The 21230-nt window shown below is 72.2% G+C and carries 19 protein-coding genes; 13 read left to right on the top strand and 6 right to left on the bottom strand.

Features of this window, described 5'->3' with window-relative positions; all coding sequences use genetic code 11:
- Positions 1 to 8: 8 nt before the first annotated feature.
- Positions 9 to 1028 (top strand): alpha/beta hydrolase, encoded by a 1020-nt coding sequence (locus tag K415_RS0116375; RefSeq protein WP_051480616.1) that lies wholly within the window; start codon positions 9 to 11, stop codon positions 1026 to 1028.
- Here the strand turns inward: K415_RS0116375 and K415_RS0116370 are convergent.
- Both K415_RS0116370 and K415_RS0116365 read right to left on the bottom strand, forming a co-directional pair.
- Positions 1025 to 1900 carry a glycerophosphodiester phosphodiesterase family protein gene (locus K415_RS0116370; protein ID WP_029663968.1) on the bottom strand — a complete coding sequence of 292 codons (876 nt, stop codon included), beginning with the start codon at positions 1898 to 1900 and terminating at the stop codon, positions 1025 to 1027. The genes K415_RS0116375 and K415_RS0116370 overlap by 4 nt on opposite strands.
- Before the next feature lie 89 nt (positions 1901 to 1989).
- The gene (locus tag K415_RS0116365) at positions 1990 to 2838 is read right to left on the bottom strand and encodes a UbiA family prenyltransferase (protein ID WP_024288123.1); all 849 of its coding nucleotides are present in this window, start codon (positions 2836 to 2838) and stop codon (positions 1990 to 1992) included.
- A 90-nt stretch (positions 2839 to 2928) separates the two neighbouring features.
- On the opposite strand from K415_RS0116365, the gene K415_RS0116360 reads away from it, so the two are divergent.
- The 11 genes from K415_RS0116360 to K415_RS0116310 all read left to right on the top strand — a co-directional run bounded on the left by K415_RS0116360 (position 2929) and on the right by K415_RS0116310 (position 16042).
- Positions 2929 to 4017, top strand: a complete 1089-nt coding sequence (locus tag K415_RS0116360; RefSeq protein ID WP_024288122.1) for a type III polyketide synthase — start codon at positions 2929 to 2931, stop codon at positions 4015 to 4017.
- A gap of 27 nt (positions 4018 to 4044) precedes the next feature.
- The gene (locus K415_RS0116355) at positions 4045 to 4566 is read left to right on the top strand and encodes an isoprenylcysteine carboxyl methyltransferase family protein (protein WP_051480977.1); all 522 of its coding nucleotides are present in this window, start codon (positions 4045 to 4047) and stop codon (positions 4564 to 4566) included.
- Positions 4566 to 5597, top strand: coding sequence for an NAD(P)/FAD-dependent oxidoreductase (locus tag K415_RS0116350; RefSeq protein ID WP_029663966.1), 1032 nt, complete (start codon positions 4566 to 4568; stop codon positions 5595 to 5597). The genes K415_RS0116355 and K415_RS0116350 overlap by 1 nt, the downstream gene beginning before the upstream one ends.
- Before the next feature lie 225 nt (positions 5598 to 5822).
- Positions 5823 to 7097, top strand: a complete 1275-nt coding sequence (locus K415_RS0116345) for an NAD(P)/FAD-dependent oxidoreductase (protein ID WP_024288119.1) — start codon at positions 5823 to 5825, stop codon at positions 7095 to 7097.
- Positions 7098 to 7100: 3 nt separating this feature from the next.
- Positions 7101 to 7415, top strand: coding sequence for a TusE/DsrC/DsvC family sulfur relay protein (locus tag K415_RS0116340; protein WP_024288118.1), 315 nt, complete (start codon positions 7101 to 7103; stop codon positions 7413 to 7415).
- Positions 7416 to 7446: 31 nt separating this feature from the next.
- On the top strand, positions 7447 to 7956 hold the full coding sequence (locus K415_RS0116335) for a DsrE/DsrF/DrsH-like family protein (RefSeq protein ID WP_024288117.1): 510 nt from the start codon (positions 7447 to 7449) through the stop codon (positions 7954 to 7956).
- A gap of 68 nt (positions 7957 to 8024) precedes the next feature.
- On the top strand, positions 8025 to 8495 hold the full coding sequence (locus K415_RS0116330; protein WP_024288116.1) for a rhodanese-like domain-containing protein: 471 nt from the start codon (positions 8025 to 8027) through the stop codon (positions 8493 to 8495).
- Between the two features lie 110 nt (positions 8496 to 8605).
- Positions 8606 to 10723 (top strand): glycogen debranching protein GlgX, encoded by a 2118-nt coding sequence (gene glgX / locus K415_RS0116325; RefSeq protein ID WP_024288115.1) that lies wholly within the window; start codon positions 8606 to 8608, stop codon positions 10721 to 10723.
- 7 nt (positions 10724 to 10730) lie between these two features.
- On the top strand, positions 10731 to 13271 hold the full coding sequence (gene treY, locus K415_RS0116320) for a malto-oligosyltrehalose synthase (RefSeq protein WP_024288114.1): 2541 nt from the start codon (positions 10731 to 10733) through the stop codon (positions 13269 to 13271).
- A gap of 49 nt (positions 13272 to 13320) precedes the next feature.
- Positions 13321 to 15138 carry a malto-oligosyltrehalose trehalohydrolase gene (gene treZ / locus K415_RS0116315; protein ID WP_024288113.1) on the top strand — a complete coding sequence of 606 codons (1818 nt, stop codon included), beginning with the start codon at positions 13321 to 13323 and terminating at the stop codon, positions 15136 to 15138.
- Positions 15139 to 15175: 37 nt separating this feature from the next.
- Positions 15176 to 16042, top strand: a complete 867-nt coding sequence (locus tag K415_RS0116310) for a PPK2 family polyphosphate kinase (RefSeq protein WP_024288112.1) — start codon at positions 15176 to 15178, stop codon at positions 16040 to 16042.
- A gap of 13 nt (positions 16043 to 16055) precedes the next feature.
- Here the strand turns inward: K415_RS0116310 and zapE are convergent, their stop codons facing one another.
- Complete coding sequence (zapE, locus tag K415_RS0116305) at positions 16056 to 17090, bottom strand: cell division protein ZapE (protein WP_024288111.1); 1035 nt, start codon at positions 17088 to 17090, stop codon at positions 16056 to 16058.
- Positions 17087 to 17893 (bottom strand): hypothetical protein, encoded by an 807-nt coding sequence (locus tag K415_RS22980; RefSeq protein WP_197024749.1) that lies wholly within the window; start codon positions 17891 to 17893, stop codon positions 17087 to 17089. Before K415_RS22980 ends, zapE begins: the two co-directional genes overlap by 4 nt.
- Positions 17894 to 17986: 93 nt before the next feature.
- Between K415_RS22980 and K415_RS0116295 the strand changes: the two genes are divergently transcribed.
- Entirely contained in the window at positions 17987 to 18472 is a 486-nt protein-coding gene (locus tag K415_RS0116295) for a hypothetical protein (protein WP_024288109.1), read from the top strand.
- A 9-nt stretch (positions 18473 to 18481) separates the two neighbouring features.
- On the opposite strand, the gene K415_RS0116290 is transcribed toward K415_RS0116295, so the two are convergent.
- Complete coding sequence (locus K415_RS0116290) at positions 18482 to 19750, bottom strand: hypothetical protein (RefSeq protein WP_231494921.1); 1269 nt, start codon at positions 19748 to 19750, stop codon at positions 18482 to 18484.
- Complete coding sequence (gndA, locus tag K415_RS0116285) at positions 19747 to 21183, bottom strand: NADP-dependent phosphogluconate dehydrogenase (RefSeq protein ID WP_024288107.1); 1437 nt, start codon at positions 21181 to 21183, stop codon at positions 19747 to 19749. The genes K415_RS0116290 and gndA overlap by 4 nt, the downstream gene beginning before the upstream one ends.
- Positions 21184 to 21230 lie beyond the last annotated feature (47 nt).

The raw sequence follows: 21230 nt of genomic DNA, 5'->3' as shown, positions 1-21230 counted from the left end.
AGGACCCGATGACGTCCTGGGTCCCGGACCCCCTGGGACCCGGCTGGGAGCAGACCACCATCGACCTCGGCGTCGACGCCGAGGGTCCGCTCGTCGCGACCCTCGTGCGCGCGGCACGCGGCAGCACCCCCGGCGGACCGGCGGACGACGGCGGGACCGGTCACGGCGGGGCGGTCCTGTACGTGCACGGCTTCAACGACTACTTCTTCCAGACCCACCTCGCCGACCAGTGGCTGGCGCACGGCTACACCTTCTACGCCCTCGACCTGCGGCGGTGCGGCCGTTCGCTGCGCGCCTGGCAGACGCCACACTTCTGCACCGACCTGACCGAGTACGTCGGCGAGCTCAGCGCGGCGGCCCGCCTGATCCGGGGGCCCCTCGGCCACGACCGACTCGTCGTGATGGCGCACTCGACCGGCGGCCTGACCGCCAGCCTGTGGGCGCACAGCCTGCGCAACGCCCGCGTGGTCGACGCTCTCGTGCTCAACAGCCCGTGGTTCGACCTCAACGCCCGCTGGTTCCAGCGCGTCATCGGGACCAGGGTGCTCGACGCGGTCGGCCCGCTCGACCCCCAGCGGATCGTCGCCGAGGGTCACTCGGCCTACTCCCACCACCTGCACGTGGCGAACGGGGGTCGCTGGGACTACGACCTGCGGCTCAAGCCGCCCGAGGGCTTCCCGGTCCGCGCCGGCTGGCTGCGTGCGGTGCGTCGCGGTCAGGCCCGACTGGTGCAGGGACTGCAGATCAGCGCGCCCGTGCTCGTGTGCACCGCGCAGACGAGCGGCGCGAACTCGATGGGGAACCCGGGCCTCGACTCCCAGGACACCATCCTCGACGTCGAGCAGATCGCGGCGCGGGTCCCGCTCCTCGGTGCCGACGTGACGCTCGTGCGGATCGCCGACGGGATCCATGACCTGAGCCTGTCCGCCGAGGGCCCGCGCGCCGAGTTCTTCGCGACAGTGTTCGGCTGGCTCGACGACCGGCTGACCGTCCACGACGGCGACCCGGTGGGATCGCGCCCGGCCTAGGTACGGCGGCCCAACAGCTCGAGCACGTCGGCGGGACGATTGGTCGTGACCTCGGGCACACCCACCTCGCGGCACAGCGCGACATCGGCGGGATCGTCGACGGTCCACACCCGCACCAGGGTCCCGGCACGGATCCACCGGCGGACCTTCTCCTGGTGGGCACGCAGGTAGGCGACGCTCGGACCCGCGCCGCCGACCTGGCGGTCGTCGATCATCATCCGCGCCTCGTCGACCAGGCGCTCGACGCCGGCCACGGCGAGCGGGCCGGCCAGGTCCGGGGCGTGCTCCGCCACGGCCACCGCGACGTCCTGCTCGTCGGTCAACGCCATCAGGTGCGCACTGGGCACGAAGGAGCCCAGGTGCTGGAGCGAGCCGGGGTGGAAGCTCATGAAGGTGACCGACACCTGACCGATCGTCCCGGACCCGGGGTCCCAGCCGGCCGCGTCGAGCGTCGCCAGGACGGCATCCTCCGCATCGAAGCCGAACGGCGAGGGATGCTTGAGCTCGACCGCGAGCACCACCGGGCGGCCGGCAGCCCGGGCGAGGTCGAGCAGGTCGGTGAAGGCCAGAAGCTGCTCGGCGGCCCGCCCGTAGCCCGGCGGTACGGACGGGTCCTTCCACGAGGAGACGTCGAGCCGACGCAGCTCGGCGAGGGTGTGCTCGTGCACGGGGCCATGACCGTCGGACGTCCGGTCGACCGTCGCGTCGTGCCAGCAGACGAGCTCCCGGTCGGCCGTCAGCCGGACGTCGCACTCCAGACCGTCGGCCCCGTCGTCGAGGGCCTGCAGGTACGCCGCGCGCGTGTGCTCGGCCCACCGGTCGCTGGCCCCCCGGTGCGCGATCACGAGCGGTCCCTGGCGTCCTGCGGTCATCGGCCCACGCTAGCCCGATCGCCGCCGCCTGCGTGCTGGTCGACGTCGGGCCCCGCGCGCGCCGAGCCGACGGCGGTCCGGCCGGCGGATCAGATCGGCAGGACCACCTGGTCACCGACGCGCACGAGCAGCACGCAGCACAGGGCGGCGACCACCATCGTGAGCGTGAACGGCAGTCGGCTCCGCGGCGCTGCGACGGCGACCACACCCGCAGACACGGCGATCGCCCCGACCAGGGCGCCGAGCAGCCACGCCGGTGGATCCGGCGCGCCGGCCGGACCGAGCACCGCAAGGCCACCCGCCACCAGGAGCACGGCCGGCGCCAGCACGCTCGAGGTCCGTCGACCCAGCCGGTGCGCGAGGCCGCGAACGCCGGTGGCGTGGTCGTCCTCGAGGTCGGGCAGCACGTTGGCCAGATGCGCTCCGGCGCCGAGCAGCGCCGCCGCCGAGACCGCCCAGGCAGCCGGGCGCGGGTGTCCCGGCAACGCCAGGACGACGAAGATCGGCAGCAGCCCGAAGGACACCGCGAACGGCGCCCACGACCACACCGAGGCCTTGAGCGCGCCGTTGTAGGCCCAGCCGCCGGCGACCGCCGCGACGTGCGCGAGACCGCCCCGCCAGCCGACGGCGAAGGAGAGCGGGACGCAGGCCGCGGCCGCCAGCAGCGACGCCCGGCGCAGCACGTGCTCGGAGACGAGGCCTGCGACGACCGGCTTGTCGTGCCGTCCGGCCGCGAGGTCCCGTCCGGCGTCGATCCAGTCGTTCGACCAGCCGATCGACAGCTGACCGGCGAGCACCGCCGCGCCGACCACCGCGACCGTCCACCCGCCGGCTCCGGTCCCCAGCGCGAGCGCCACGGCGAGCACCGTGACGAGCACCGTGGGTCCCGGATGGCAGGCCCGGGCGAGTGCCAGGACGGCGGAGCCGGGTCGATCCATCCGCCGACGGTAGCAACGGGCGCAGCGACGTCGCGCCTGCGAGCGCCCCGGCCGATGGCCGGATCGTCGTCCGGATGGCACGATGCCGTGATGTCGCGCCTGGTCGCAGTGGCCCCTGTGCTGCCGGACCACGTCTACCCCCAGGAGGCGATCACCGCCGTCCTGGGCCGGCTGCTCACCACCGACGACTCGACAGCGCGTGCCGTCCTGGAACGGGTGCACGCCGCGACCGGTGTCAGCACGCGGCACCTGGCCCTGCCGCTCGACCGGTACCCGGGCCTGACGTCCTTCGGCGAGGCGAACGACCACTTCGTCGAGATCGCCACCGGGCTCGCCGAACGGGCCGTGCGCGCGGCCCTGCGCACGGCGGGCCTCCGACCGGCCGATGTCGACTTCCTGCTCTTCACCTCGGTCACCGGGATCAGCGCGCCGTCGGTCGACGCCCTGCTCGTCGAACGGCTCGGGATGCGGACCGACGTCAAGCGGATGCCGTCCTTCGGGCTCGGGTGTGCCGGTGGCGCTGCGGGTCTCGCGCGCGTCGACGACTACCTTGCCGGGCACACCCGGGAGGTCGGCGTGCTGGTCTCCGTCGAGCTCTGCTCCTTGACGATCCAGCACGGCGACGACTCGATGGCCAACCTGGTCGCCAGCGGCCTGTTCGGCGACGGCGCCGCAGCCGTGGTGATGGTCGGTGACGACCACCCGGCGGCAGCCGGCCCGACCGCCCTGCCCGGGCACGTCGTCCTCGGCACGGCGAGCCGCCTGTACCCCGGTACGGCCGACGTCCTGGGCTGGCACGTCCAGACCAGCGGGTTCCGGATCGTGCTGACGTCCGGTCTGCCCGGCGTCATCCGGTCGGGCCTGGCGGACGACGTCACAGCACTGCTGGAGCAGCACGACCTCAAGGTGCGCGACGTGACGTCCTGGCTGGTGCACGCCGGAGGACCGCGCATCCTCGACGCGGTGCAGGAGGCCCTCGAGCTCGGCGACGAGGCCCTGGCCCTGTCCCGGCGGTCGCTCGCCGCGGTCGGCAACCTGTCCTCGGCGTCCGTGCTGCATCTCCTCGCCGACGACTGGGCGTGCCCTGACCAGGCACCGGGCTCCCCCGCCGTGCTGATCGCCTTCGGACCGGGGGTCAGCGCCGATCTCGTCCTGCTCCGCCGGACCTCGGAGGTGTGAACGGTGCTGACCCTGTTCTGGCTGGTCATGACCCTGACAGCTGTCGAAAGGCTCGCCGAGCTCGTCGTCTCGGCGCACAACGCCCGGTGGGCACTGGACCAGGGCGGCGTCGAGTCCGGCCAGGGGCACTACCCGGCGATGGTGGCCCTGCACTCGGGGCTCCTGGTCGGCGCCGTCGTCGAGGTCGTGGTCGCGGACCGGCCGTTCATCCCGGTCCTGGGCTGGTCGGCTCTCGTCGCGGTGGCCGCGGGCCAGGCCCTGCGCTGGTGGTGCATCACGAGCCTCGGTCGCCGCTGGAGCACGCGGGTGATCGTCCTGCCGGGCCGACCGCTCGTCGAACGCGGTCCCTACCGCTGGCTGCGTCACCCGAACTACCTGGCCGTGGCCCTCGAGGGACTCGCCCTGCCGCTCGTGCACGGCGCCTGGGTCACCGCCACCGCCTTCACCGTGCTCGACGCAGTCCTCCTGCTGCGCTTCCGGATCCCGGCCGAGGAACGCGCCATCGCGGGCGCAGCCCATGCGCCATCGACGGGCGGCGAACGACGGTGATCGACGCCGACGTGCTCGTCGTGGGCGGCGGACCGGTGGGGCTCGCCGCGGCGATCGGGGCACGCCTGGCCGGCCTGAGCGTCGTGGTGGCCGAGCAGCGGGTCGGACCGATCGACAAGGCCTGCGGGGAAGGCCTGATGCCGGGCACCCTGCAGGCCCTGGCGCATCTGGGGGTCGACCCTGCGGGCTACCGGCTGGACGGGATCAGCTACCGCGACGCCAGGGCCCACGTCGACCACCGCTTCTCGGCCGGCCCGGGCCGCGGGGTCCGTCGCACGACGCTGCACGCCGCGCTGCAGGCCCGCGCCGAGGAGCTCGGTACCCGCCAGGTCGTTGCGCGGGTCGACCGGGTCGTCGAGCGGGACGGCGCGGTCGAGGCTGCGGGTGTGCGCGCGTCCTGGCTGCTCGCCTGTGACGGCCTGCACTCGACAGTGCGTCGCCTGAGCGGCCTGGACGTCCCGGCCCGGCCCACGGCACGCCGGGCGCCACGTCGGCGGTACGGGCTGCGGCGACACTTCCTGATGCCGGCCTGGACGCACCTGGTCGAGGTGCACTGGGGACCGAGGGTCGAGGCGTACGTCACGCCGGTGCAGGACGACCTCGTGGGGATCGCGATCCTGGGCCCGGCCGGACTCGCCTACGACGAGGCCCTCGCGTCGTTCCCCGAGCTCGCGGAGCGCCTGCGCGGGGCGGCGAGTGCCGGACCGGTCCGGGGCGCGGGACCGCTGCACCAGCGCACGGCCCGCCGGACCTCCGGCCGCGTGCGCCTGGTCGGCGACGCCTCCGGGTACGTCGACGCCCTGACCGGCGAGGGGCTGCGGGTCGGCCTCGCCCAGGCCGCCGCGGCGGTGGCCCACCTCGACGACGCTGCGGCCTACGAGCGGGCCTGGACCTCCGTGACCCGCGACTACCGCCTGCTGACCAGCGGTCTGGTGGCCTGGGCCTGCTCCCCCGCGCGCGCCGCCGTGGTACCCGTCGCGCGGGCGCTGCCGCCGCTGTACGGTGCGATCGTCGACCGTCTGGCGGGCTGACGGCCGGGCGCGGTCCGCCGTTCGCACACCGCGGCCACGGCCCGACGGGGCTGCCTCGACGGTCATGACCCGTTGCTGCCGAAATATACCCCCCGCGGTATGGACTTTCGTCCCTGCGGGCGAGGCGCGCGCGCCATACTGTCGACATACGGGCCACGAGGACGTCGCCCGCGCGCGGTGTCCTCACGGAGGTCCGCCGTCGCAGGAGCAGAGCAGGAGCAGATGATGAGACGACTCGTAGTGCTCGGGGCAGGGACGGCCGGGACGATGGTCGCCAACAAGCTTCGTCCTCGCCTCGGCCGGCAGGACTGGTCGATCACGATCGTCGACCCCGAGGTCACGCACTACTACCAGCCCGGCTTCCTGTTCCTGCCGTTCGGGACGTACCGGCCGCGCGACGTCGTGCGCCCCCGCAAGCCGACGATCGCCAAGGGCGTCGACCTCGTGGTCTCGACGGTCGAGCGGGTCGATGCCGACAAGAAGCAGGTCCTCCTGTCGGACGGTGCCGTCCTCGACTACGACTACCTGGTCATCGCGACGGGTACGACGCCGCGGCCCGAGGAGACTCCCGGGATGGCCGAGGGCCTCGGCGGGTCGGTGCACGAGTTCTTCACCTACGCGGGCGCCAACGCCCTCGCCGCCAAGCTGGCGACCTGGCCCGGCGGCCGCCTGGTGGTGCACGTCGCCGAGATGCCGATCAAGTGCCCCGTCGCACCCCTCGAGTTCACGTTCCTCGCGGACGCGTTCTTCACCAAGCGCGGGATCCGCAACAAGGTCGACATCACGTACGTGACCCCGCTGCCGGGCGCCTTCACCAAGCCGGTGTCCTCGCAGTACCTCGGCGGGATGCTCGAGGGACGGCACATCACGATCGAGCCGGACTTCGTCGTCGAGAGCATCGACGCCGACGCGGGCATGCTGACCTCCTTCGACGAGCGCGAGGTGCCGTTCGACCTCCTGGTGACCATCCCGGTCAACATGGGTGCCGACTTCATCGCCCGCTCGGGGCTGGGCGACGAGCTCAACTACGTGCCGGTCGACAAGCACACCCTGATCTCCAAGGCGCACGACACGATCTTCGCCGTCGGCGACGCGAGCGACGCCCCCGCCTCGAAGGCCGGCTCGGTCGCGCACTTCGCGGTCGACCTCTTCGTGCCGAACTTCCTGGCGCACGTCGCCGGCCGGCCGATGCCGGAGAGCTTCGACGGGCACGCCAACTGCTTCATCGAGTCCGGCAACGGCAAGGCGCTGCTGATCGACTTCAACTACGACACCGAGCCCCTGCCCGGGATGTACCCGCTGCCCGTCGTCGGGCCCATGCGGCTCCTGGCCGAGAGCCGGATCAACCACCTGGGCAAGCTCGCCTTCCGCTGGATCTACTGGAACCTGCTCCTGCCCGGCAGGCGGCTCCCCGTCCCGGTGCACATGTCCATGACCGGCAAGAAGCGGCCCGCGGCCCTCGCCACGACCGCGCCCGCGAACGACCTGAGAGAGGACTGAACCATGCCTGTGACCACGATCGACGGACGCGAGGTCCACGTCAACGAGGAGGGGTTCCTCACCGACCCCGCCGAGTGGGACGAGGCGATGGCGCCCGGCCTGGCCGCCGCCATCGGGATCGAGCTCACCGACGACCACTGGAAGGTGCTGCGCTTCCTTCGCGCGGACTTCGCCACCCAGGGCGAGACGGCGACCACCCGCCGGGTCCAGGCGGTCGGCGGCGTGTCCACCAAGGAGCAGTTCGCGCTCTTCCCGAAGAAGCCGGCCAAGAAGATGGCCTACATCGCCGGTCTGCCCAAGCCGCGCGGCTGCGTCTGACGATGCCGTCCGCAACGAGAGGAACACCATCGTGACCACATCCCCAGCCCCGCTCGTCCCGTCCTTCGACGACGACGCGAACGAGGGCCGCAAGCTCGCGATCATCTGCTCCAAGGGCAACCTCGACATGGCCTACCCGGGGCTCATCCTCGGCAACGCCGCGCTCGGCGAGGGCGTCGAGACCCACATCTTCTTCACGTTCTGGGGCCTCGACATGATCACCAAGTCCCGGATGAACGACCTCAAGTTCACCCCGGTCGGCAACACCGCCACGCACATGCCGATGGGCCTGACGCCGATGCCGGGCATCACCGGGATGGCGACCAAGCAGATGAAGAAGTCGATCGCCGACCTCGGGGTCCCCGAGATCCCCGAGTTCCTCGAGCAGATCGTCGGGGCCGGCGGGCACCTGTGGGCGTGCCGGCTCAGCGCCGACATGAACAAGCTCACCGACACCGACCTGTACTCGGAGGTCGAGGGCATCATCAGCGCCACCGACTTCATCGAGCTCACCGCCGGCGCCCAGATGCTCTTCATCTGACCGGGACGACCGCGGGCTGACCCCAGGGGGTATGCGAGGGCGCATACCCCCTGGGGTATAGTCGGCCCATGACGACACTCACCCTGAACCGTTCCGCGCGACGCGCGTCCCTGGCCGGCCTGCTGCTCGCGGCCACCCTCGTCATGGGCGTGACCGCATGTGCTCCGCAGGAGCAGGACGGCGCGACCGTCGGGTCCGCGGCCGACGGCGAGGCGAGCACCCAGACGCTCGACGCCGCTGCCTTCGCCGACCTCGTCGCGACCGACGGCGTCGTCGTCGTGGACGTGCGGACCCCGCAGGAGTACGCCGAGGGTCACCTGGACGGGGCCCTCAACCTGGACGTCTCCGCCCCGGACTTCGCCACCGCGATCGCAGCGCTCGACCCCGACGTCACCTACGCCCTGTACTGCCGGTCGGGCAACCGCTCGGCCCAGGCGATGGACGTCATGAGCTCAGCCGGCATGACATCCCTCGCGCACCTCGACGGTGGCGTCGGGGCGTGGACCTCGGCCGGCGGGGACCTCGTCACCGGTTCCTGAGCGGCGGGTGCGGAGGGCACTCCTCGCGCGACGCGGCCCGGTGGCGTACCACGGCGTCCCGGATCGGAGACCGTGACGCACGAGGCCGTTCGGCCTGGCAGTCTTGGCACATGCAGATCTGGCCAGGCAAGCCCTACCCCCTCGGCGCGACCTTCGACGGAACAGGCACCAACTTCGCGCTCTTCTCCGAGCTTGCCGACCGGGTCGAGCTGTGCCTGTTCGCCGAGGACGGCACCGAGGAGCGGGTCGACCTGCCCGAGGTCGACGCCTTCGTGTGGCACGTCTACCTGCCGGGAGTGCAGCCCGGTCAGCGGTACGGCTTCCGGGTGCACGGACCGTACGAGCCCGCGAAGGGTCATCGCTGCAACCCCGCCAAGGTGCTCCTCGACCCCTACGCCAAGGCGATCGACGGCCAGATCGACGGCGACGCGTCGCTCTTCTCCTACGACTTCGCCGATCCCGACGCGCTGAACGCCGACGACTCGGCCGGGCACACGATGACGTCCGTGGTGATCAACCCGTTCTTCGACTGGGGTCACGACCGGCCGCCGAACCACAGCTACCACGAGAGCGTGATCTACGAGGCGCACGTCAAGGGGCTCACCAAGCAGCACCCGGGCGTCCCCGAGGTCCTGCGCGGCACGTACGCCGGGCTCGCGCACCCCGCGATCATCGACCACCTGGTCGACCTCGGGATCACCGCCATCGAGCTCATGCCGGTGCACCAGTTCGTCAACGACCCGACCCTCGTCGCCAAGGGTCTGTCGAACTACTGGGGCTACAACACCATCGGCTTCTTCGCCCCGCACAACGGGTACGCCTCGGCGGCCTACCCCGGCCAGCAGGTGCAGGAGTTCAAGCAGATGGTCAAGGCCCTGCACGAGGCGGGCATCGAGGTCATCCTCGACGTGGTCTACAACCACACGGCCGAGGGCAACCACCTCGGCCCGACGCTGTGCTTCCGCGGCATCGACAACGCGGCCTACTACCGCCTGGTCGACGAGGACCAGGCGCACTACTTCGACACCACCGGCACCGGCAACTCCCTGCTGATGCGGCACCCGCACGTGCTCCAGCTCCTGATGGACTCGCTGCGGTACTGGGTCACGGAGATGCACGTCGACGGCTTCCGGTTCGACCTCGCCTCGACCCTCGCCCGCCAGTTCCACGAGGTCGACCGACTCTCGGCCTTCTTCGACCTCGTGCAGCAGGACCCGGTGATCAGCCAGGTCAAGCTCATCGCCGAGCCGTGGGACGTCGGTGACGGCGGCTACCAGGTCGGTGGCTTCCCGCCGCTGTGGAGCGAGTGGAACGGCAAGTACCGCGACACCGTCCGGGACTTCTGGCGCGGCCAGCCCGCGACGCTCGCCGAGTTCGCCAGCCGGCTGTCCGGATCCTCGGACCTGTACGAGCACACCGGGCGTAAGCCGATCGCATCGATCAACTTCGTCACGGCCCACGACGGCTTCACGCTCAACGACCTGGTCTCCTACAACGACAAGCACAACGACGCCAACGGCGAGGGCAACGCCGACGGCGAGAGCCACAACCGGTCCTGGAACTGCGGTGTCGAGGGGCCGACGGACGACCTCGCGATCACCGGGCTGCGCTGGCGTCAGCAGCGCAACTTCCTGACCACCCTCCTGCTGTCGCAGGGCGTGCCGATGCTCGCCCACGGCGACGAGCTCGGCCGGACCCAGGCGGGCAACAACAACGGCTACTGCCAGGACAACCCGACCACCTGGGTCGACTGGGAGCTGGACGAGACCCGGGACGGGCACCTCGACTTCACCCGGGCGCTCGTCCACCTGCGCCGGGATCACCCGGTGCTCCGCCGTCGGCGATTCTTCTTCGGCAGCGCGGACCACGGGGGCGAGTCCGAGCTCGGTGACATCGCGTGGTTCAACACCGCCGGGCAGCACATGTCCGATGGGGACTGGCGCGAGGGCCATGCGCGCGCCGTGACGGTCTTCCTCAACGGCGAGGCGATCGCCGAACCGGACGACCGCGGCGACCCGGTCGTCGACGACAGCTTCCTGGTCCTCTACAACGCCGACAAGGACCCGGTCTCGTTCACGCTGCCGCCGGCCGAGTTCGGCGACGTGTGGACCTGCGTCGTGGACACCGACCACACGCTCGGAGCAGGGGCCGAGCTGATCGGGGGAAGCGTGCTCGAGATCACCGGCCGCAGCACGCTCGTGCTCACCAGACCGCCGGTCGGCGCGTGAGCTGCCGATGACGATCACCGCCGACCGCCCGGGCCCGGCCCGTCGCCGCCCGCCCGTGGACCGACCGGTTCCGGTCTCGACCTACCGCCTGCAGCTCGGCGCGGACCTGACCTTCGACGACGCCGCCGAGCAGATCGGCTACCTGGCCCGGCTCGGCGTCACGCACGTGTACCTCTCGCCCGTGCTGACCGCCGCCCCGGGCTCGACCCACGGCTACGACGTCGTCGACCACGACGAGGTCTCCCCCGTGCTCGGCGGCCGCGCCGGCCTCGACCGGCTCGCCCGTACGGCCCACGCGGCCGGGCTCGGCCTGGTGCTCGACATCGTGCCGAACCACATGGCAGTACCGACCCCGGTCTGGCACAACCGCGCCCTGTGGTCGGTGCTCGCGGAGGGACCGGAGTCCCCGTACGCATCCTGGTTCGACGTCGACTGGTCCGCCGGGGACGGCGCCCTGTTGATGCCGGTGCTGGGGCGCCGGATCGGGGCGGTGCTCGCCTCGAACGAGCTGACCGTGCAGGACACCGTCGTCCCCGGCGGCGACGGCACGCCCCGGACGGTGCTGCGCTACCACGACGCCGTCTTCCCGGTGCGCGCGGGCACCGAGCACCTCCCGCTCGCGGAGCTCGTCGACCGTCAGCACTACCGCCTCGCGTACTGGCGGGTCGCGAACGAGGAGCTCAACTACCGCCGCTTCTTCGACGTCGGCTCGCTCGCCGCGGTCCGGGTCGAGAACCCGCTGGTCTTCGACGCGACCCACCAGCTCATCACGTCGCTCGTGGCGGACGGGACCGTCGACGGTTTGCGGATCGACCACCCGGACGGGCTCGCCGACCCGCAGGGCTACCTCGAACGTCTCGCGCAGGCGACCGATGAGGCCTGGGTCGTGGTCGAGAAGATCCTGGCGCCCACCGAGGAGCTGCCCGAGGACTGGGCGACGGCGGGTACCACCGGGTACGAGGCGATGTGGCGCGTGCACGCGACCTTCGTCGACCCGGGCGGCGGCGCCGAGCTCGGCGCCGTCATGCACCGGCTGACCGGCGACACCGCCGACGCCCTGCCCCGCCTGGTCGACGAGGCCAAGCGCGAGATCGTCAGCGGCCCGCTCTACGCAGAGCTCAACCGCCTCGCCGACCTGGCGGCGGAGATCTGCCGCGACGACGTTCGCCTGCGCGACCACACCTGGCGGTCCCTGTACGACTGCCTCGTCGAGCTGCTGGTCGCCGCGGACCGCTACCGGTACTACGTGGTACCGGGCGAGACCGCGCACCCGGACGTGCAGGCGGCGTTCGCCGAGTGCGTCACCCGGGCCCGGTCCCACCTCGACGAGGACCGCCTGGAGAGCCTCGACCTGCTCGCCGAGATGCTCCTCGGCAAGGAGATCGGGTCCGCCGGCCGAACCCGGGAGGCCCGTCGCGGCGAGCTGGTCGTCCGGTTCCAGCAGACCTGCGGTGCGGTGATGGCCAAGGGGGTCGAGGACACCGCGTTCTACCGCTGGAGCCACCTGATCAGCCTGTGCGAGGTCGGCGGGGCACCGGAACGCTTCGCGATCAGCACCGAGGAGCTGCACGCCTGGGCCACTCGCGCGCAGCAGCACGCACCGGTCGCGATGACCGGCCTGTCCACCCATGACACCAAGCGCAGCGAGGACGTCCGGGCCCGGCTCGGTGTCCTGTCCGAGCTGCCGACGGAGTGGTCGGAGCTCGTGGGCGCCCTGCGCACCGCGACGGCCGACGCACGGCCCGGCCTGCTGGACGGCCGGACCGAGAACATCCTGTGGCAGACGCTTGCCGGCACCTGGCAGACCACCGGCCCGATCGCGCTCGATCGGCTCTGCGGTTACCTGACCAAGGCGATGCGCGAGGCCAAGACGCACACGTCCTGGACCGCACCGGACGAGGCGTACGAGCAGGCCGTCACCGGCTACGCGGCGCACCTCCTGACGGACCCCACGGTCGCCGACGCGTTCACCGGATGGCTCGACCGGACCGCGGCCGGCACCCGGGCGGCGACCCTCGGCACGAAGCTCGTCCAGCTCACGCTGCCCGGCGTCGCCGACGTCTACCAGGGCACCGAGGTCCCGGCGATCGCCCTCGTCGACCCGGACAACCGGCGCCCGGTCGACTTCGCAAGCCTTGCGGCAGCACTCGACCGGCTCGAGGTGGAGTCGCCGCGCGACCTCGCCGACGAGAAGCTCCTCGTCGTGTCCCGCTGCCTGCGCGTCCGACGGGACCACCCCGACGCCTTCATCGGTCCCGACGCCGGCTACACCCCGCTGCCGTGCTCGTCCGGCAACGCCATCGTGTTCGCCCGGACCGAGGCGGGTAGGCCGCGTGCCGTGACCGTCGCCACCCGGCTCGCCCTGGCCCTCGAACGACTCGGCGGCTGGGGCGAGCACACCGTCGTGCTGCCCGAGGGCACGTGGCGCGACGAGCTGACCGGACGGACCGTCGCCGGCGGCGTCGTGCGGCTCGCGGACCTGCTCGGCGATCTCCCGGTGGCGCTCCTGGTGCGCGACGGGCAGGCTGAGCCCGATGCCAACGGATGACGGCCCGACCTCTGTGACGACTCCAACGGCAGTGACGACTCCAACGGCAGTGACGACTCCTGCGGCGCCGTCCGTCTGGGCCCCGACGGCAGCCCGGGTCGACCTGCACCTGCCCGACCTCCTCGACGGGCCGCAGGTCCATCCGATGACCAGGACCGCCGCCGGCTGGTGGACGTCCCCGGTCGACCTGCCCGACGGGACCGACTACGCCTTCGCCGTCGACGGCGGCGAGCCACGTCCGGACCCGCGCAGCGCGTGGCAGCCGCACGGGGTGCACGGCCCGAGCCGGACGTTCGACCCGTCGGGCCACGCGTGGTCCGATGCCGGCTGGACCGGCCTGGACGTGCGGGGCAGCGTCGTCTACGAGCTGCACCTGGGCACCTTCACCCCGACCGGCACCCTCGACGCCGCGATCGAGCGTCTCGACCACCTCGTGGAGCTCGGCGTCGACGTCGTCGAGCTCATGCCGGTCGCAGCCTTCCCTGGTGTGCACGGGTGGGGGTATGACGGCGTCGCGCTCTTCGCCGTGCACGACCCGTACGGTGGACCGGCCGCCCTGCAACGCTTCGTCGACGCCGCCCACGGCCGCGGTCTGGCGGTGTGCCTCGATGTCGTCTACAACCACCTCGGGCCGTCCGGCAACTACCTCGCGGTCTTCGGGCCGTACTTCACGGACCTGCACCACACCCAGTGGGGCTGGGCGGTCAACCTCGACGGTCCCGACAGCCACGAGGTCCGTCGGTTCCTCGTGGACAACGCGCTGCGCTGGATGCGGGACTTCCACCTCGACGCGCTGCGCCTCGACGCCGTGCACGCCATGGTCGACGACTCCCCTGTGCACCTGCTCGCCGAGCTCGCGGACGCCGTCGCGGACCTGAGCAGGCAGCTGGGGCGGCCGCTGTCCCTGATCGCCGAGTCGGACCTCAACGACGCCCGGACCATCACCCGGACCGCCGAGGGCGGGCTGGGCATGACGGCGCAGTGGGCCGACGACGTCCATCACGCCGTCCACGCCCTGCTCACCGGCGAGCGCCAGGGGTACTACGTCGACTTCGGCAGCCTCGAGACCCTGGACACGGCCCTGACCCGGGTCTTCGTGCACGACGGCGGCCACTCCACGTTCCGGGGGAAGGCGTGGGGCCGTCCGGTTCCGGCAGGCGTCGACGGTCATCAGTTCGTCGCGTTCGTCTCCGACCACGACCAGGTCGGGAACCGCGCCCTGGGCGACCGGCCCTACCCGCCGCCGGACGCCGGTGGTGCGGCGATCGCCGCAGCCCTGGTGCTGACGTCGGCCTTCACCCCGATGATCTTCATGGGTGAGGAGTGGGGAGCGAGCACCCCGTGGCAGTTCTTCACGGACCACTCGGAGCCGGAGCTGGTCGAGGGGATCCGCCGCGGTCGCGCCGAGGAGTTCGCGGGCCACGGCTGGACGGACGCAGCCGGTCACGACGTCCGGGTACCCGACCCGCAGGCTCCGGCCACCGTCGCCGCGAGCCGGCTCGACTGGGCGGAGCCCGACCGCCCCGAGCACGCCCGGCTCCTCTCCTGGTACCGCGACCTCATCGGGCTCCGCCGCACGGAGCCGTCGATCGCGTCCGGGGACCGCGCAGCGACCCGCGTCGAGCACGACGAGGACGGGCGGTGGCTCGTGGTGCACCGCTCGGACGTCGCGATCGTCGTCGCCCTGGGCGACGACCCCGTGCGCGTCGACCTGACTCAGCACGGAGCCACCCACGACGACGGCGCGACCCTCGAGCTCCTCGCAGCCTGGGACGAGCTCGAGATCGACGGCCGCAGCGTGGTCCTGGGTGGACGCTCGGTCGCCGTCCTGCGCACCGGGCCCGGCCCTAGGCTGATCACGGACTGACCGGCCGGACCGTCCGCCCGCGCACCCAGGAGGAACCTTGGCATCCACCGACGGCTGGACCACTCCCGCGCACAAGGCGCTGCGCGTGCGGCACGGCTTCGACCTCGCGGCCTTCGACAGGGGTTCGACCCCCGGCTTCGACGGGGACAAGACCACGGGACGCAGGCTGATGGCCAAGCGCGGCGTCGTGCTGTCCGAGCTCCAGGAGCGACTGTTCGCGGGCGGCCGTACCGGCGGGACGCGCTCGATGCTGCTCGTCCTGCAGGGCATGGACACCGCCGGCAAGGGCGGCATCGTGCGCCACGTCGTCGGCCAGGTGGACCCGCAAGGGGTCGCCATGCGGTCGTTCGGTGTGCCGACCGAGGAGGAGCTCGCGCACCACTACCTCTGGCGGATCCGCGCCGCTCTCCCCCGACCGGGGTACCTCGGGGTCTTCGACCGGTCCCACTACGAGGACGTGCTCGTGGTCCGGGTCGAGGACCTCGTGCCCCGGGCGGTCTGGGAGCCGCGGTACGACGAGATCAACGCCTTCGAGGCCGAGATCGTCGCCGCGGGGACCCCGGTGGTCAAGGTCGCGCTCGTCGTCTCGCTCGAGGAGCAGACCAAGCGGCTCAAGGAGCGGATCGAACGCCCCGACAAGCACTGGAAGTACAACCCGGACGACATCGACGCGCGCGCGAAGTGGCCCCGGTACCAGGAGGCCTACCAGGCCGTCCTTGACCGGACCTCGACGGACGTCGCGCCCTGGTACGTCGTTCCCGCGGACCGCAAGTGGTACGCCCGGTCGGCCGTCACCGAGCTGCTCGTGCACGCGCTCGAGGGCATCGCGCCGCAGTGGCCGGCCGCCGACTTCGACCCGGCGGTCGAGCTGAGACGACTCGCCGCCTCCCGCGCAGGCAGCTGAGGCCGCAGGTCGGTCACCCCGACGCCCCCGGCAGCATGCCGCCCTGCTCGATCAAGGCACCGAGGCGGGACAGTGCACGCAGGTACTTCTTGCGATACCCGCCGCGCAGCATCGCCGCGCTGAACAAGCCCTCGGTGCCGGTCCCACCGAGCAGGACCGGCACGTCGAGCTCGTACACGCGGTCGACGAGCACGACGAGACGCAGTGCGTCGGCCTGGTCGGCCACCGGGACGACGCCGGTCACGCCCACGGCCGCGACCCCGTCGAGCAGCGCGCCGTATCGGCTCGGGTGCACCGTCTGCAGGTGGGCGAGGAGCTCGCCGAAGTCGTCGCAGGTCGCACCCGGCTCACCGGCGGTCACCGACCGCACGATGTCGTCGGCCAGGCCGTGCTCGGGATGCGGAGCACCGCGGTGGCGGTAGTCGGGGCCGTCGATCCGGAGCACGTCGAAGCGGGCGGCCAGCGCCTGGATCTCCCGCAGGAAGTCCTCGGCCGCGAACCTGCCCTGACCGAGGGACTCCGGCAGCGTGTTCGAGGTCGCGGCCAGCGCGACACCCGCGTCGGAGAGCTCCCGCAGCAGCCGGGACATCAGGACGGTGTCGCCGGGGTCGTCCAGCTCGAACTCGTCGATGCAGACCAGCCGCCGGTGCGACAGCGCCCGGACGGTCGGTGCGAAGCCCAGAGCCCCGACCAGGTGGGTGTACTCGACGAACGTCCCGAACGAGGCGTCCGCCGGCCCGACGTGACGGGCGAGCGCAGCGAGCAGGTGCGTCTTGCCGACCCCGAACCCGCCGTCCAGGTACACGGCGACCCGCGGCCGGGTCCCGGGCCGCACACGGCGCCACCACGGCACGCCGGCGGTCGGCCCGACGAGTCCACCGACGGCACGCACGGCCTCGAGAGCGGCCGCCTGGCTGGGGTGCACAGGATCCGGCAGGTAGGTCTCGAACGTCGCCCCCGCGAAGTGCCGGGGCGGCACGAACGCGGCGAGCAGCTCGGCCGGCGGTACCTGGGGCCGCCGCGAGGTCAGGCTCCTCGGCTCGCTCACGAGGGGCCGGCGCCGGTGTCGGGTCGGTCGTCGAGGTCGCCGGTGGCGCCGACCTGCACGGTCGGCGGCGCGGCCGGGTCGCACAGGACGCCCAGCGCCGCCGCGGCGACGGCACCCGGCGCGACAGTGGCGACCGGCGTCAGGTTGCGGTCGTCCCCCGCGACGGCGGCCAGCACGAGGAGCTCGTGGAAGCGCACCGTCCGTCCGATGGACTCCCGGCGCAGGACGTCCAGGAGCATCGACTGACCGGCCCCGGCGACGGATACCGGGCCGGACAGGGCCATCGGCTCACGCGCAGCGGCACCGTTCAGGGCGACGTACACCGCGTCGGGCGTTCCGGCGATGAGCGGTGCGAGGGCGCGGGCCACCAGGAAGTGACCGGTCAGGTGGCTCTCGACGAGCTCGCGCCACACCAACGGTGACAGGTCCATCAGCTCGGTGCCGATCCACCAGCCGCCGATCGCGGCCACGACGGCGTCCGGCGCCCATCCCGGCTCGGCTGCGACCGCGAGCAGCTCGACGGGATCCTCCCAGGTCCGCACCGTGACCGTCCGCAGGGCGCCCGTCGGTCCGCCCGGGCCGGCGCCGCCGTCAGCGTCCGTACCGCGCTCGGCGCTCACGCCTCCGACGTCGTCGCGCGACGCGTGGCCGGGGCTCACCGCTGTCCGGGTCGGGACGATCACGCGAGCCCCGGCGGCACACAGGCCACGGACCACCGCACCGCCCACGACCCCGGTCCCCCCGGGTACGACGACGACCCGATCGCAACGCGGGGTGACTGGTCCGGCCGGGTAGGGGTGCACCGCGCCATGCTAGGACGCACCGGCCCGATCACCCGACGAGCACCGCGCCGGACGGCGGTACGCCGCACGGCCGACGCCGGATAGGCTGCCACCGTGAGCGAGATCATCCTGGTGCTGACCGAGGCCACCCTGACGGCTGTCGATGTCGAGCACATCACGGCCCTGCACGACGGCGACGGCATCCGGTACCACGTGCTGGTACCGGCCGACGCCCAGCACAACATGCTCGTCTCGCTCATCGACCACCTGAGTCTCGGCGAGCTCCGGGAGGCGCTCGATGCCGTCCTGCGTCGTGAGCCCAAGCCGGTCAGAGCACACGCCAACGCCCAGGAGCACCTCGCCGCGACTGTCGCCGTCTTCACCGCCGCCGGTCTGACGGCCGACGGCGCGGTCGTCGCCGACAACCCGCTGCCCGCCCTCCGCGCAGCCGTCGCCGACAAGGACGTGCGCGAGATCGTCGTCGTGACCCTGCCGCACGCACTCGAGGACACGTTCCACACCGACTGGGCCTCGCGGGCACGCGAGGAGCTCAAGGTGCCGGTCCTGCACCTGTACAGCGGGACCAACCAGCTCGGCTGACCCGGTGGCTCAGAGCCCCGTGCGCGTGACCTCCGGGTAGTACCGACGGAACTTGCGCACCTGGTTCAGCGCCGCGACGGCGACATAGAGTCGCCGTTTGAGGCGTGTCTCGGCGCGGTAACGCAGCGGGTGCGCGGTCGCCCGCCGCGCGATCAGGCCGTCGACCTTGGCCCGGAGCGCCGGCTCCAGGACGTACCGGCGCAGCAGGCGGTGCGGGAGGATCGAGTACAGCACCTCACGCTCGACGACGACCGGCTCGACCGCCGTGCCGTCGACGTGGTCTGCGACGAGGAACCGGACCGGGTTCGCCCCCGCCGCCGTGACGTAGTAGTTGTTCCGGCCGATCCGCGGGTTGACCTCGAAGAACTGCGCCGAGCCGTCCCGGGGGTCGACCTTGACGTCGAAGTTGGCGAATCCCACGTAGCCGGTGCTCGTCAGGAGCCGGTGGGCCTGCTCCAGCAGGTCGTCCCATCGGCCGGTGATCATCGCAGCCGGGTTGCCGAGGCCGCTGGGGGTGTGCTCCTCGAGGAGCACGTGCGCGCAGCAGGACAACGTCACGGAGCCGTGGGTGTCGACGTAGCACGTGATGCTGCGCATCCGGGTGTCGTCGCCCGGGATCATCTCCTGGACGACGAAGCGGCCGCGGAAGCCCACCCGGGTGAGCGTGGCGTACAACGCGTCGAGACCGGCCCGGTCGTCGACCTGGTAGACCTTCCGCTTGCCCTCGAAGCTCAGCCGCTCGTAGTCGGCGCTGTTGGCCGCCTTCGCGATGACCGGGAACCCGAGATCGACCGGCACGGGCTGCCAGCCCGGCTCCCCCGCCGCAGCGAAGTCCTGGACGACGGTCTGCGGGGTGCTGATGCCCAGCTCGATGCACAGCTCGGCGAACCGCGCCTTGTCGGCGAGCCGGTCCAGCAGCGCCGCATCGAGGAACGGCACGGTGTACCACTGCTCGAGCGTGTCGCGGTTGCTGACCAGGAACCGCACGAGCCAGTCGGTGTTCGCCAGCAGGAGGAGCTGACCGCTGTCGAACCGCTCGGCCACCGCCTGCAGGGCCGTGATCATCTGCTCGGGTGTGGCATCCGGGCCGAGCACGACGTTCTCGATGATCGTCGAGTCGGCGACGGGGCCGGTCACCGTCATGCTCACGACGATCGAGCGGACGCCGTACTCCTCGTGGAAGGCGCGTGCGAGCCCGTACACGCCGATGTCGGCGCCGAGGATCACCGGCTGGAACGTCGCGCCCGACGGCGCGCGTCCCTCGGCCTGGGCGATCACGCCTCGCCCTCGGTGCGGTCGCCCGACCACTGGGTGTGGAACGCTCCCGCCCGGTCCGTGCGCTGGTAGGTGTGGGCGCCGAAGAAGTCACGCTGGGCCTGGATGAGGTTGGCCGGCAGGCGTTCCGCGCGCACACCGTCGTAGTAGGCCAGCGAGGACGAGAACGCCGGCGTCGGCACCCCGGCGAGCGCCGCGCGGGACACGACGCGACGCCAGGCGGCGACGCTCGCCCCGACGGTCTGCGCGAAGTACGGGTCGGCCAGCATCAGCGCGAGGTCGGGGGTGCGCTGGTAGGCCTGGGTGATCCGATCGAGGAACCGGGCCCGGATGATGCACCCGCCGCGCCAGATCCGGGCCATCGCACCGCGGTCGATGTCCCAGCCGAACTCGGCCGACGCCGCGGCGATCTGGTCGAAGCCCTGGGAGTACGCCACGACCTTCGACCCGAAGAGCGCGAGGCGCACGTCCTCGATGAAGGCGTCCCGGTCGACGACGTCGAACGGCTGGGTGTGCGCGGACAGCACGCCACGGGCGGCCGAGCGCTGAGGTGTGGAGCCGGACAGCGCGCGGGCGAACGTCGCCTCGGCGATCCCGGTGATCGGCACGCCGAGGTCCAGGGCGTTCTGCACCGTCCACCGCCCGGTGCCCTTCTGCTCGGCACGGTCGGCGACGATGTCGACGAACGCAGCACCTGTCGTGGCGTCGACGTGGCCCAGCACGTCGGCGGTGATCTCGATCAGGAACGACTCGAGGTCCCCGGTGTTCCACGCAGCGAAGATCCGGCCGATCTCGGCGGCGCCGGCACCCAGGCCCTGCCGCAGCAGGTCGTAGGCCTCGGCGATGAGCTGCATGTCGGCGTACTCGATGCCGTTGTGCACCATCTTGACGAAGTGACCCGCACCGTCCGGGCCCACGTACGTGCAGCACGGCACGCCGTCGACCTTGGCGGAGATGTCCTCGAGGATCGGCCCGAGCCACTGGTAGGACTCGGCCGAGCCGCCCGGCATGATCGACGGCCCGAGGAGCGCGCCCTCCTCACCGCCGGAGACCCCGGTGCCGACGAAGTGCAGCCCGTGGGCACGGAGCGCGGCCTCACGACGGCGGGTGTCCGGGAAGTGCGCGTTCCCCGCGTCGATCACGATGTCGCCGGCCTCGAGCAGCGGGACCAGCTCGTCGATCACGGCATCGGTCGCCGCACCGGCCTTGACCATCACCACGACCTTGCGCGGCCGCTCCAGGGACGCCACGAAGGCTGCCATCGACTCCGATGCGACGAACGTGCCCTCGTCGCCGTGGTCCGCGACGAGGGACGCGGTCTTGGCGTAGGACCGGTTGTGCACCGCGACCGTGTAGCCGTGCCGAGCGAAGTTCCTCGCCAGGTTCCGGCCCATCACGGCCAGACCCGTCACACCGATCTGCGCACGTTCCGACATGCTCGTGGGTATCCCTTCCGACGATGACATCCGGCCAGCGTAGTGCG

Origin of the sequence: Cellulomonas sp. KRMCY2 (assembly GCF_000526515.1) — a bacterium.
Classification (GTDB): domain Bacteria; phylum Actinomycetota; class Actinomycetes; order Actinomycetales; family Cellulomonadaceae; genus Actinotalea.
The sequence above is the reverse complement of the archived record's forward strand: the minus strand, read 5'-3'. Positions and strand labels throughout refer to the sequence as shown.

Excerpts from the sequence above, each read along its gene's own strand:
- K415_RS0116370 (WP_029663968.1), bottom strand. The coding sequence starts at position 1,900 with ATGACCGCAGGACGCCAGGGACCGCTCGTGATCGCGCACCGGGGGGCC.
- K415_RS0116365 (WP_024288123.1), bottom strand. The coding sequence starts at position 2,838 with ATGGATCGACCCGGCTCCGCCGTCCTGGCACTCGCCCGGGCCTGCCAT.
- K415_RS0116360 (WP_024288122.1), top strand. The coding sequence starts at position 2,929 with ATGTCGCGCCTGGTCGCAGTGGCCCCTGTGCTGCCGGACCACGTCTAC.
- K415_RS0116345 (WP_024288119.1), top strand. The coding sequence starts at position 5,823 with ATGAGACGACTCGTAGTGCTCGGGGCAGGGACGGCCGGGACGATGGTC.
- K415_RS0116330 (WP_024288116.1), top strand. The coding sequence starts at position 8,025 with ATGACGACACTCACCCTGAACCGTTCCGCGCGACGCGCGTCCCTGGCC.
- K415_RS0116340 (WP_024288118.1), top strand. The coding sequence starts at position 7,101 with ATGCCTGTGACCACGATCGACGGACGCGAGGTCCACGTCAACGAGGAG.
- treY (WP_024288114.1), top strand. The coding sequence starts at position 10,731 with ATGACGATCACCGCCGACCGCCCGGGCCCGGCCCGTCGCCGCCCGCCC.
- K415_RS0116355 (WP_051480977.1), top strand. The coding sequence starts at position 4,045 with ATGACCCTGACAGCTGTCGAAAGGCTCGCCGAGCTCGTCGTCTCGGCG.
- glgX (WP_024288115.1), top strand. The coding sequence starts at position 8,606 with ATGCAGATCTGGCCAGGCAAGCCCTACCCCCTCGGCGCGACCTTCGAC.
- gndA (WP_024288107.1), bottom strand. The coding sequence starts at position 21,183 with ATGTCGGAACGTGCGCAGATCGGTGTGACGGGTCTGGCCGTGATGGGC.
- K415_RS0116375 (WP_051480616.1), top strand. The coding sequence starts at position 9 with ATGACGTCCTGGGTCCCGGACCCCCTGGGACCCGGCTGGGAGCAGACC.